The organism is Pontibacillus sp. HMF3514, from assembly GCF_009858175.1.
Lineage (GTDB): Bacteria > Bacillota > Bacilli > Bacillales > BH030062 > Pontibacillus.
Genome location: NZ_CP047393.1, coordinates 113,939 through 126,842, shown reverse-complemented (window position 1 = coordinate 126,842; position 12,904 = coordinate 113,939). Strand labels below are relative to the sequence as shown.

At 41.9% G+C, this 12,904-nt stretch carries 8 protein-coding genes and 2 rRNA genes; all 10 read right to left on the bottom strand.

Features of this window, described 5'->3' with window-relative positions; genetic code table 11:
* Positions 1-77: 77 nt before the first annotated feature.
* The 10 genes from GS400_RS00665 to GS400_RS00620 all read right to left on the bottom strand — a co-directional run bounded on the left by GS400_RS00665 (position 78) and on the right by GS400_RS00620 (position 12,901).
* Entirely contained in the window at positions 78-1,184 is a 1,107-nt protein-coding gene (locus tag GS400_RS00665) for a PIN/TRAM domain-containing protein (protein ID WP_160098225.1), read from the bottom strand.
* A gap of 180 nt (positions 1,185-1,364) precedes the next feature.
* Positions 1,365-2,438 (bottom strand): DNA integrity scanning diadenylate cyclase DisA, encoded by a 1,074-nt coding sequence (gene disA, locus GS400_RS00660; RefSeq protein WP_160098223.1) that lies wholly within the window; start codon positions 2,436-2,438, stop codon positions 1,365-1,367.
* Complete coding sequence (gene radA, locus GS400_RS00655; protein ID WP_027446565.1) at positions 2,439-3,818, bottom strand: DNA repair protein RadA; 1,380 nt, start codon at positions 3,816-3,818, stop codon at positions 2,439-2,441.
* A gap of 235 nt (positions 3,819-4,053) precedes the next feature.
* Entirely contained in the window at positions 4,054-6,483 is a 2,430-nt protein-coding gene (gene clpC, locus GS400_RS00650; RefSeq protein WP_160098222.1) for an ATP-dependent protease ATP-binding subunit ClpC, read from the bottom strand.
* A 21-nt stretch (positions 6,484-6,504) separates the two neighbouring features.
* Entirely contained in the window at positions 6,505-7,569 is a 1,065-nt protein-coding gene (locus GS400_RS00645) for a protein-arginine kinase McsB (protein WP_160098220.1), read from the bottom strand.
* Positions 7,569-8,123, bottom strand: coding sequence for a protein-arginine kinase activator protein McsA (locus GS400_RS00640; RefSeq protein WP_160098218.1), 555 nt, complete (start codon positions 8,121-8,123; stop codon positions 7,569-7,571). Before GS400_RS00640 ends, GS400_RS00645 begins: the two co-directional genes overlap by 1 nt.
* Positions 8,124-8,140: 17 nt before the next feature.
* The gene (locus GS400_RS00635; protein ID WP_160098216.1) at positions 8,141-8,605 is read right to left on the bottom strand and encodes a CtsR family transcriptional regulator; all 465 of its coding nucleotides are present in this window, start codon (positions 8,603-8,605) and stop codon (positions 8,141-8,143) included.
* A 114-nt stretch (positions 8,606-8,719) separates the two neighbouring features.
* Positions 8,720-9,370, bottom strand: a complete 651-nt coding sequence (locus GS400_RS00630; protein ID WP_160104477.1) for an MgtC/SapB family protein — start codon at positions 9,368-9,370, stop codon at positions 8,720-8,722.
* A 430-nt stretch (positions 9,371-9,800) separates the two neighbouring features.
* Positions 9,801-9,916: ribosomal RNA gene (rrf, locus tag GS400_RS00625) — 5S ribosomal RNA — on the bottom strand.
* 67 nt (positions 9,917-9,983) lie between these two features.
* A 23S ribosomal RNA gene (locus tag GS400_RS00620) occupies positions 9,984-12,901 on the bottom strand.
* Positions 12,902-12,904: the final 3 nt, after the last annotated feature.

Below are 12,904 nucleotides of genomic sequence, written 5' to 3'. Positions count from 1 at the left end.
ATTTATGTCGTGAAATAACAAAAGCGATAACATTAACTGTTATCACTTTTGTATGCTCCTATTCGTTTATACCGTTTTTATAACGCTTTTTCAAGTAGTTTTGGCTTTGCGAAAATCATACGTCCAGCAGATGTTTGAAGTACACTCGTTACAAGTACTTCAATCGTTTGACCAATATAACTCTTACCTTCTTCAACGACAATCATTGTTCCATCATCAAGATAAGCTACACCTTGATTTTCTTCTTTGCCATCTTTAATAACGTTAACCGTTAATTCTTCACCTGGAAGAACAACTGGCTTAACAGCATTGGCAAGATCATTAATGTTTAGAACTTGTACATTTTGAAACTCACATACTTTATTTAGGTTGAAATCATTCGTTACAACTACGCCATTGATTAACTTCGCAAGTTTTACAAGCTTACTATCAACTTCTTGAATGTCATCAAAATCCCCTTCATATATCTCAACGTTTACAGGAATTTCTTTTTGCATACGATTTAGAACATCTAAACCACGGCGTCCACGATTTCGTTTCAATACGTCTGAAGAGTCAGCAATATGCTGTAGTTCTTCCAATACGAATTGAGGAATTAGGATCGTTCCCTCAAGAAAATGGGTCTGACAGATATCAGCGATGCGTCCATCAATAATGACGCTCGTATCAAGGATTTTTGCTTTTGGTTGGTCTGCTGTGTTTTCATCATTCTCTGAATCAGTGGATTTTGTTTTTTCTTTGTCTTTCTCTTTTTTCGTAGCAATCGTTAATAGACTAACAAATTCATCCTTACGCTTAAAGCCGACTTGAAATCCTAAATAGCCTAAAAAGATCGTTATGAAAATAGGAAGAACTTGAGAAACCAGAGTAAACTCAATATCTTGTAGTGTTATGTTCACAAGATAAGCTACTAATAAACCAATTAGTAATCCAAAGCTACCAAATAAAAGATCGGCAACCGGAACGCGTACAAGCGTTTCCTCAATCCATCTTAAGAAATCCACAATATAATCGACAAACCAAAATGTTAGTAAATAAAGAATAAGTGCTCCAGTAATCATCCCGGTCACGCTATGAAGCCAATTGTCTACATTCCAGAAATTATCAAATAAATCCGGAAGATACAAAAAGCCCAACGTTCCGCCTGCAATAACAATAAATAATTGCACAATTCGTTTAAGCACTAAGGTCACCTCCTAGCATGCAGTATTACCAATAATATTAAAATCTAATCGATATAAATCCATTGTCATAAAAAATCTTATTGTCTGACGAAACAGTATCACAATTTACAAAAATAGTCAATTAATTTAGAATATTAAATTTTAACATAGCAATTAATATTATGTCAATTTCAATTCAAATTAAATATTTCGATCAATAAACAATTGCTCTTGAATACGGTTTAAACCTTCTTTGATTTTACCTGCCCTTACTTCACCGACACCATCTACAACAACCAACTCTTTCGGAGAAGCCTTAACCACTTCATTCAACGTTCCAAAACGATCAATGATGTGTGTAACGATCAGAGATGGCAAGCGTGGAATACGGTTCAGTATGCGATATCCTCTTGGCATTACAGGGTCCTCTAACTTGATAGTAGAGCTGTACCCTAATAATTTCAGAATTTGTGCGTCATCTAATAATTCTGTTTGGTTAACTTCTTGCAATTTTTTTAGCATGTAATACGGTTCATAATCAGAGCGTTTACTATAATCTTTAATCAATAAAGCCGCTTCATCTTCAACATTTGAAACAAGTTCAGTCAGCTGGAGCTGAATTAAGCGCCCTTCTGTTCCAAGTTCATCCACATAATTAAGCATTTCATTCTTAATGCGAAGCACCATCTCAATACGGTGAATAACCTGAATTACCTCTGAGAACGTGACCATCTCTTCAAATTCCAAAGCTCCAAGGTTGGTAATCCCTTGATCTAATACATTTTTATATTTCTCAAGCGTCTGCATAGCCTGATTAGCCTTTGTTAAAATTACGCCAATATCTTTAAGTGCATATCGTAAACTGCCTTTATACAGCGTGATAACATTACGACGTTGAGAAATAGCAACAACCAAATTGCCCGTTTGCTTCGCTACGCGTTCAGCAGTACGATGTCTCATTCCTGTCTCCGTTGATGGAATAGATGGGTCAGGCATTAACTGTGCATTTGCATATAAAATCTCTGTACCATCTCCGTTTAGAATAATGGCTCCGTCCATTTTAGCCAGCTCATAAAGATTTGCAGGTGAAAAACCTGATTGGATATGAAACCCTCCATCTACTAGATGTAGCATTCTATCGTTGTACCCTAAGACAATTAAACCACCTGTATTAGCTCTTAGCACATTTTCTATTCCTTCTCGAATTGGAGTACCGGGAGCTACAAATCGTAATATATCTCCAATCATGGACTCTTTCTGCTCATACCATTCCATTTATGATCCTCCCAACGTCTGCTTCAAGGCCTCCTGAACAGAATTCACGCCGATAATCTCTATGTTATCAGGGAATGTCCATCCACTAAGGTTCTTCTTAGGTACAATTGCACGCTTAAACCCTAACTTTGCAGCTTCTTGGACACGCTGTTCAATTCGAGCAACCCTTCTTACTTCACCTGTTAATCCAACCTCTCCAATTAAGACATCATCTGCCTTAGATGCACGGTCTTGAAAGCTCGAGGCAATACTTACGGCTACTGCCAAATCAATTGCAGGTTCATCTAGCTTAACCCCACCTGCTACCTTTACATAAGCATCTTGATTTTGCAGAAGCAACCCAACACGTTTTTCTAGTACTGCCATTAATAGCGGTACACGATTACTGTCTACTCCAGTAGCCATCCTTCTTGGGTTTCCGTAGCTTGTTGGAGAAATAAGAGATTGGATTTCAACAAGAATCGGGCGTGTTCCTTCCATGGACGCAACAACTGTGGATCCAGCTGCACCTTGCGAACGTTCTTCTAGAAAGATTTCAGAAGGATTTTCTACTTCTCGCAAACCTTCTTCTTTCATTTCAAAGATACCCATTTCGTGTGTACTACCAAAACGGTTTTTAACACTTCGTAAAATTCGGAAGGTATGGTGACGTTCTCCTTCAAAATATAAAACAGCATCAACCATATGCTCGAGTAAGCGTGGACCTGCAATAGACCCTTCTTTGGTGACATGTCCAACTATGAATATCGGAATTCCTTTTTGTTTAGCTATTCGCATTAATTCACTTGTACATTCTCTCACCTGAGAGACACTTCCAGGAGCAGACGCTACTTCTTCTTTGAATATGGTTTGAATAGAGTCAATTACAACAAATGATGGTTGGATTTGATCAATATTTTGAGAAACATCCGCCATATTGGTCTCTGACAAGACATATAGATGATCTGATAAAACCCCTAAACGATCTGCTCGCAGCTTTGTTTGCTTAGGAGATTCCTCACCGGATATATAAAGTACTTTATTCTTTTTATGAGCCAATTGAGATGAAACTTGAAGCAGAATGGTAGACTTACCAATTCCGGGGTCACCACCAATGAGGACGAGTGATCCTGGTACGATCCCTCCTCCAAGTACGCGGTTCACCTCTGGCATATCTGTTTCAATTCGTGGTTCCTTTTGGGATGCAATTTCTGTTATCTTTTCCGGCTTTACTTTACCAGAAGTATCCCCTGTTACAAATGTATGCCGACCTGATGTATTCGATGCTACTCTCTCTTCTACAAGAGTGTTCCATTTATGACACCCTGGACACTTTCCCATCCATTTTGGCGTCTCATAACCACATTCCTGACATACAAATTTCGATTTTTGCTTGGCCATTCTATTTTCTCTCCTTATAAGAAGAGTCTTGCTCTTCTCATTATCTCATACGATACCTTTTGTATTGGGTTACAATGCGTTTACATTCTCGTTACGTTCTTTTACGTAATAAAGTGTACCGTTCATATTAAATTTCTATATACCTTGATCTTATCGGAAATGAAAAAAAATCGGAAGGCTAACGCCTTCCGATTCATGAAATTTTCAATAGATGCTTCTACCGGAAATTTTTGTTTTATTTTGATGAAACGTAAAATTCATCGTTGTCATTCACATCAATTACAACATTTTCACCTTGAGAGATCGATTCTTTCAGTAGCTCTTCAGATAGAAGGTCTTCTACGTTTTTCTGGATAGAGCGACGTAGTGGGCGGGCACCATATTCAGGATCAAAGCCTTCATTTGCGATTTTTTCTAGCGCAGCATCTGTAAGAGAGAAGTCGACCTCAAGTTCTGTTAAGCGTTTTTGAAGCTGATCTACCATCAGTTTCACGATGTCTTTCATGTGCTTCTTCTCTAGAGAGTGGAAGACAATGATTTCATCGATACGGTTTAAGAACTCTGGACGGAATGCTTTCTTCATTTCGTCCATTACTTTAGATTTCATGTCTTTATAATCTTGGCCGGAGTCATCCATTGTAAATCCAGCATATTTGTTGGATTTCAACTCTTGTGCACCAACGTTTGAAGTCATAATAATAACCGTATTACGGAAGTCCACTGTACGACCTTTTGAGTCTGTTAGGCGTCCATCTTCTAATACCTGTAACAGTGTATTGAAGACATCTGGGTGAGCTTTCTCAATCTCATCCAACAGAATAACAGAGTAAGGTTTTTGGCGAACTTTCTCCGTTAATTGACCACCTTCCTCATAGCCTACATAGCCAGGAGGTGAACCAACTAGTCGAGACGTGGAGTGTTTCTCCATGTACTCGGACATATCAACACGGATCATTGCATCTTCTTCACCAAACATCGTTTCTGCTAATGCTCGGGCTAGTTCTGTTTTACCTACACCTGTTGGCCCTAAGAATATGAATGAACCAATTGGACGTTTCGGATCTTTAAGACCTGAACGTGCACGACGAATGGCTTTTGAGATAGCTTTAACAGCTTCGCCCTGACCAATAACGCGGTCGTGAAGAACTTCCTCTAGGTTAAGAAGACGTTCACTTTCATCCTTGGCTAGCTTAGAAACAGGAACTCCCGTCCATGTAGATACAACAGATGCAATATCCTCAGTTGTAACTTCAGAGTTTTCTTGACCCTGTTGTTCTTTCCACTCATCCTTCGTTTTATCTAATTCTTCACGAAGCTTCTGTTCATTATCACGAAGAGATGCTGCTTTTTCGAATTCTTGACTTTGAACAGCCGCGTCTTTTTCTTTACGAACTTCTTCAAGCTTCTGTTCAAGTTCTTTAAGGTTTGGCGGAGCTGTATAAGAACGTAAGCGAACTTTAGAAGCTGCTTCATCGATCAAGTCAATCGCCTTATCTGGTAAGAAACGATCTTGAATATATCGATCTGAAAGTTTAACAGCTGATTTGATCGCTTCATCGGTAATCGTTACGCGGTGGTGTGCTTCGTAACGGTCCCGAAGGCCTTGCAAGATTTGCTCAGACTCTTCATTCGTAGGCTCATCTACCTGGATTGGTTGGAAACGACGTTCGAGAGCTGCATCTTTCTCAATATATTTACGATATTCCTCAAGAGTTGTAGCTCCGATACATTGCAAGTCTCCACGAGCTAGAGAAGGTTTTAAGATGTTAGATGCATCAATCGCACCTTCTGCTCCTCCTGCGCCAATCAATGTGTGAAGCTCATCAATGAATAGAATGATATTGCCTGCTTGGCGAATTTCTTCCATCACTTTTTTCAAACGATCTTCAAATTCACCACGATATTTTGTTCCAGCTACTACTGTCCCCATATCTAATGTCATTACACGCTTATCACGTAAAATTTCCGGTACTTCATTATTTACGATTTGTTGAGCTAAACCTTCAGCAATGGCTGTTTTACCAACACCAGGTTCACCGATTAATACCGGGTTATTTTTTGTACGACGACTTAGCACTTGAATAACACGTTCAATTTCTTCACTACGGCCGATTACTGGGTCAATGTTTCCTTCTTTAGCAACCGTAGTTAAATCACGTGCAAGAGAGTCTAACGTCGGTGTATTTGCACTAGATGCTTGCCCCCCGCCTCGACTATTAGAGGTAGACTCATTGCTTCCTAGAAGCTGCAACACTTGTTGACGAGCCTTATTTAAGCTAACCCCTAGATTATTCAGAACGCGGGCAGCTACACCTTCTCCTTCTCGAATTAAGCCAAGTAAGATATGCTCTGTTCCAACATAGGAATGACCTAGTTTTCTAGCCTCATCCATGGATAATTCAATAACCTTTTTAGCACGTGGTGTATAGTGAATCGTTTGGGAAACTTTATCCCCAGAACCGATTAATTGCTCGACTTCTTCTTGGATTTTATCTGAAGCTAAGCCGAGAGCTGCAAGAGCCTTCGCTGCAATTCCTTCTCCTTCTCGTACTAAACCTAACAGAATATGTTCTGTACCAATGTTGTTATGACCTAGGCGAACTGCTTCTTCCTGAGCTAATGCTAATACTTTTTGTGCTCTTTCTGTAAAACGCCCAAACATCATAGGGCTTCCCTCCTTACAAGATTAATTTTCTAATTGTAGTCGTTCTCGGATGAGAGATGCTCGACGAACATCTCGCTCTTCCGGTGTTAGTGATTTTTGTGCATATTGTTGTAAAAACCCTGGTTGCGTTAAAATCATTAATTCATTGAGGATCGTTTTTGATACATTTTTGATGTAGCCTAAATCAATTCCCAGTCGTAAATCAGATAAACATTTGGCTGCTTCTTTGGATTCAATAATTCTGCTGTTAGAAAGCACGCCATATGAACGGAATATCTTATCCTCGAGTTGTACCCCTGTCTGACCAATAATACGGTCTCGAGCGGTTCTCTCATGTTCAATTAACTGATGAACGACACTTTTCAAATCCTCTACGATATCTTTTTCTGACTTCCCAAGGGTGATTTGATTTGATATTTGAAAAATGTTACCTAAAGCTTCACTGCCTTCTCCATAAATCCCTCGGACTACTAACCCTAATTGGTTAATAGCAGGAACTAAACGGTTCATTTGCTGTGTCATAACTAGAGCAGGTAGGTGCATCATAACGGATGCTCTTAAGCCTGTTCCGACATTTGTTGGACAGCTTGTGAGGTAACCGCGCTCCTCATCAAATGCATAATTGATGTTTTCCTCAAGCCAGTCATCAAGCTTTGATGCTTCATCCAAAGCTTTTTCTAATTGATAACCTGGTACATACAATTGAATACGCATATGATCTTCTTCGTTTACCATAATGGAAACTTGCTCATTTTCTGATATGAGCACTCCTCCATAGTTCGCGTGATCAGATAGATGAGGACTAATTAAATGTTTTTCAACTAATACACGCTTTTCAATATCTTTTAAGTCTTTCATTCTGATTAATTCCAAATCCTGATAAGACTCAAATGATTGATGGGCATATTCTTGTTGAAAATAATCTATAATACGAGTTAAGTCATCCTCATTGGCTAAAATCGGAAAGGGGGTGTCTTCGAAATTTCGAGCCAATCGTACACGACTGCTCAACACAATATCACTGTCTGGCCCTTCCTCTTTCATCCACGGACTTATAGCTTCATTCATTACCCGTTCTAGGGACATTATTCATCACCATCCCTATCATCTGAATTGATTTGTTCTTGAAGTGACCGAATTTGGTCACGAACCTTAGCTGCTTCTTCAAAATTCTCTTCATGAATAAGACGTTGCATTTCTTGTCTTTTGTCATCAATTTGTTTTCTTATTTGAAGATTGCCTCCAGTTCGTACGGGAATCTTCCCATCATGTCGTGTATTACCACTATGCACTCTTCGGAATATTGGATTTAATTTTTCACCAAATGTTCGATAACACTCAGCACAACCAAATTTACCGATTCGTGTGAACTCTTGATAGGTAAGACCACACTTTTCACATTTCAATCCTTGTTGGGTACTATATGAATGGTTTGGTGTTTGTGACTCTGACATAGGATACGTTTCAAAGTTAAACAACCCAGATAATAGATTATGAAGTGAAAATGAATCCTGATTCTGGGACATATACCCTTTTTCATAAGCGCATTTTTCACAGACATGCACTTCCGTTTTATTGCCATTAATGACTTGGGTGAAATGCAAAGTTGCAGGGCGTTGATGGCATTCTTGACATTCCATACAACTCGCTCCTTCCCTTATTGTTTATATTTCAACGTCGTTAACATAGCAGTTAGTATTCGAGAACGAATTTCATCACGAAGAACTATAGGGACTGCTAACACATCTCTTGAAATTCCACTCGCCATGATCCTAGCTTCACGAGAAGTAATTAGTTCTTCTTCTAACAATCGTTCAATGATATCTATAGCCCCTTGTTGTGATATTTTCGGTTGGACCATGTTGATCAACTCATTGATAAGTTTGATCTCATCCTGGTATTCGATACGACTAATTCGAATGTACCCACCGCCACCTCGTTTACTTTCGACTATATACCCTTTTTCCACGGTAAAGCGAGTTTTAATCACGTAATTGATCTGAGAAGGCACACACTGAAAATGGTCAGCGATTTCACTGCGTTTAATTTCAATCGCATTTTGATTACTTTGATCAATAATCTTCTTTAAATACGATTCAATTACGTCAGATATATTTCGCATGCTCCCTCCTCCTCACCTTTGACTTTGACTATCTTTGACTATACTTTTATTATACAAATTCTTTTTTGAAATGCAAATCATATACAAAATATGATTGACTAGTCATAGATGAATTTAACTACGATGATAAACGCCTCTAACATATGGAAGCTTGGAGATATCATCAAATAAGTTTACTTGCTTATTTTTCTGAGCATGTTGAATTTCTACATAAATGGTTCGTTGATCTCCTGCTTCATTTTGAATTTCAAAGCGTTGTAAACTAATATCATATTGATCAAAAACTTTAACAATATCCCCTAATGATACATCTCGTTGCACAGAAATCTGTAAATGTTGGTTTGACCTGTTTCGAATAACCTTTTCTATGTTATTTAACAGAATCAAACTGAGCAATACAACGAGTGTTGTTAGCACAGCTGGGCCATACATACCTGCGCCAATAATGAGGCCTAGGCCTGCTACCGTCCAAATCGATGCAGCTGTTGTTAATCCTCTAATTGTAATACCATGCACCATTATCGTCCCAGCTCCTAAGAAGCCGATACCACTTATGACATAAGACGGAATCCTAGCTGGGTCAAAACGAATGCTATCGTGCTTATTTAAGTATGGGTCAAAGCCATATAAGGATAAAAGCATCATGACACAAGCTCCTACCCCTACAAGGATATGTGTACGAAAGCCAGCTGACCGATTCTTTATTTCACGTTCAAACCCTATCAGACCACACAATATAACTGCTGTTATCAGTCTGAACATCATTAGGGTAAAGTAATCATCAAAAAACGTTTCTAATGACAAGCATACCCCTCCTTTTATCTTCTCCATTTAATCTTATGTTAAGTCCAGTATTTTGATTATATCTCATTTGTGTATTTCTTTATGAATACAAGGTGTGCATATTAGAAACAAGATATATTCCGATTTGTATAAAAGGTGTCTGCTGTTCTAGGATGTGATAAGGAGGTAAAAGGTTTTCCTATTTATTTACCCGTTTTACTACAGAAAAGAAACTTCTTTTATTAATTATAAAAAGGTATTACAGAAAACGTTAAGGATGTTGGTGTTCATATAGATGTTTCCTAGGATAGATTAAGGTGATTGACTAGCTTGCTTGAGAGCGGTGTAGTGGTATTTCTTTTAAAATAAAAAGAACCCCAGAGAATCGAAATCCTCTGGGGTTCTAAAGTGTGCTTGGCGGCGTCCTACTCTTGCGGGGGCGAAACCCCGACTACCATTGGCGCTGAAGAGCTTAACTTCTGTGTTCGGCATGGGAACAGGTGTGACCTCTTCGCCAAAGCCACCAAACCTATGTAGTTGAAGGATATACCTTCAAAACTAGATAAGAGACATCGTAACGTTTTTTTCAATAGAGATAGATAAGTCCTCGATCGATTAGTATCAGTCAGCTGCACGTGTCACCACGCTTCCACCTCTGACCTATCAACCTTGTCGTCTACAAGGGATCTTACTCACTTAAAGTGATGGGAAATTTCATCTCGAGGGGGGCTTCATGCTTAGATGCTTTCAGCACTTATCCCGTCCACACGTAGCTACCCAGCTGTGCTCCTGGCGGAACAACTGGTGCACCAGCGGTGTGTCCATCCCGGTCCTCTCGTACTAAGGACAGCTCCTCTCAAATTTCCAACGCCCACGACGGATAGGGACCGAACTGTCTCACGACGTTCTGAACCCAGCTCGCGTACCGCTTTAATGGGCGAACAGCCCAACCCTTGGGACCGACTACAGCCCCAGGATGCGATGAGCCGACATCGAGGTGCCAAACCTCCCCGTCGATGTGGACTCTTGGGGGAGATAAGCCTGTTATCCCCGGGGTAGCTTTTATCCGTTGAGCGACGGCCCTTCCATTCGGTACCGCCGGATCACTAAGCCCGACTTTCGTCCCTGCTCGACTTGTAGGTCTCGCAGTCAAGCTCCCTTGTGCCTTTGCACTCTGCGAATGATTTCCAACCATTCTGAGGGAACCTTTGGGCGCCTCCGTTACTTTTTGGGAGGCGACCGCCCCAGTCAAACTGCCCACCTGACACTGTCTCCGGGCCGGATCACGGCCCTGGGTTAGAATGTCAGTACAGCCAGGGTAGTATCCCACCAATGCCTCCACCGAAGCTGGCGCTCCGGTTTCCAAGGCTCCTACCTATCCTGTACAAGCTGTACCAACATTCAATATCAGGCTACAGTAAAGCTCCACGGGGTCTTTCCGTCCAGTCGCGGGTAATGCGCATCTTCACGCATAGTATAATTTCACCGGGTCTCTTGTTGAGACAGTGCCCAAATCGTTGCACCTTTCGTGCGGGTCGGAACTTACCCGACAAGGAATTTCGCTACCTTAGGACCGTTATAGTTACGGCCGCCGTTTACTGGGGCTTCGATTCAGAGCTTCGCAAGAAGCTAACTCATCCTCTTAACCTTCCAGCACCGGGCAGGTGTCAGCCCCTATACTTCACCTTACGGTTTCGCAGAGACCTGTGTTTTTGCTAAACAGTCGTTTGGGCCTTTTCACTGCGGCTCCTCCTTATGAAGGAGCACCCCTTCTCCCGAAGTTACGGGGTCATTTTGCCGAGTTCCTTAACAAGAGTTCTCCCGATCACCTTAGGATACTCTCCTCGTCTACCTGTGTCGGTTTGCGGTACGGGCACCACTTTCCTCGCTAGAGGCTTTTCTTGGCAGTGTGAAATCAGGGACTTCGGTACTATAGTTCCCTCCCCATCACAGCTTGTGTTTGATGCACGGATTTGCCTATGCATCACACTCACTGCTTGGGCGCGCACATCCAATGGCGCGCTTCCCTTATCCTACTGCGTCCCCCCGTTGCTCAAACGGAAAGGAGGTGGTACAGGAATATCAACCTGTTATCCATCGCCTACGCCTTTCGGCCTCGGCTTAGGTCCCGACTAACCCTGAGCGGACGAGCCTTCCTCAGGAAACCTTAGACTTACGGTGGAAGAGATTCTCACTCTTCTTTCGCTACTCATACCGGCATTCTCACTTCTAAGCGCTCCACCAGTCCTCACGGTCTGACTTCACAGCACTTAGAACGCTCTCCTACCATTGTTCAAAGAACAATCCGCAGCTTCGGTGGTATGTTTAGCCCCGGTACATTTTCGGCGCAGAGTCACTCGACCAGTGAGCTATTACGCACTCTTTAAATGATGGCTGCTTCTAAGCCAACATCCTGGTTGTCTAAGCAACTCCACATCCTTTTCCACTTAACATACACTTAGGGACCTTAGCTGGCGGTCTGGGCTGTTTCCCTTTCGACTATGGACCTTATCACTCATAGTCTGACTCCCAAAGATAAGTCGATGGCATTCGGAGTTTGACTGAATTCGGTAACCCGATGAGGGCCCCTAGTCCAATCAGTGCTCTACCTCCATGACTCTCACTTTGAGGCTAGCCCTAAAGCTATTTCGGAGAGAACCAGCTATCTCCGTGTTCGATTGGCATTTCACCGCTACCCACACCTCATCCCCGCACTTTTCAACGTGCGTGGGTTCGGGCCTCCAGCCAGTGTTACCTGGCCTTCACCCTGGACATGGGTAGATCACACGGTTTCGGGTCTACGACCACATACTCAAATCGCCCTATTCAGACTCGCTTTCGCTGCGGCTCCGTTTCTTCAACTTAACCTTGCATGGGATCGTAACTCGCCGGTCCATTCTACAAAAGGTACGCCGTCACCCATTAACGGGCTCCGACTACTTGTAGGCACACGGTTTCAGGTTCTATTTCACTCCCCTCCCGGGGTGCTTTTCACCTTTCCCTCACGGTACTGGTTCACTATCGGTCACTAGGGAGTATTTAGCCTTGGGAGATGGTCCTCCCGGATTCCGACGGAATTACACGTGTTCCGCCGTACTCAGGATCCACTCCGGAGGGAACAAGATTTTGATTACAGGGCCGTTACCTTCTTTGGCTGATCATTCCAGATCGATTCATCTATCTTGTTCCTTGGTAACTCCAAAGGAGTGTCCTACAACCCCAGAGAGCAAGCTCTCTGGTTTGGGCTAATTCCGTTTCGCTCGCCGCTACTCAGGAAATCGCGTTTGCTTTCTCTTCCTCCGGGTACTGAGATGTTTCAGTTCCCCGGGTCTGCCTTTCTTAACCTATGAATTCAGTTAAGAATACCACCCCATTACGGGCGGTGGGTTTCCCCATTCGGAAATCTCCGGATCATAGCCTACTTACGGCTAACCGAAGCATATCGGTGTTTGTCCCGTCCTTCATCAGCTCCTAGTGCCAAGGCATCCACCGTGCGCCCTTATTCACTTAACTATC

Bases quoted from the DNA above. Each gene is read 5' to 3' on its own strand.
- GS400_RS00635 (WP_160098216.1), bottom strand. From the start codon at position 8,605: ATGCGAAATATATCTGACGTAATTGAATCGTATTTAAAGAAGATTATT.
- clpC (WP_160098222.1), bottom strand. From the start codon at position 6,483: ATGATGTTTGGGCGTTTTACAGAAAGAGCACAAAAAGTATTAGCATTA.
- radA (WP_027446565.1), bottom strand. From the start codon at position 3,818: ATGGCCAAGCAAAAATCGAAATTTGTATGTCAGGAATGTGGTTATGAG.
- GS400_RS00640 (WP_160098218.1), bottom strand. From the start codon at position 8,123: ATGGAATGTCAAGAATGCCATCAACGCCCTGCAACTTTGCATTTCACC.
- disA (WP_160098223.1), bottom strand. From the start codon at position 2,438: ATGGAATGGTATGAGCAGAAAGAGTCCATGATTGGAGATATATTACGA.
- GS400_RS00645 (WP_160098220.1), bottom strand. From the start codon at position 7,569: ATGTCCCTAGAACGGGTAATGAATGAAGCTATAAGTCCGTGGATGAAA.
- GS400_RS00630 (WP_160104477.1), bottom strand. From the start codon at position 9,370: ATGATGTTCAGACTGATAACAGCAGTTATATTGTGTGGTCTGATAGGG.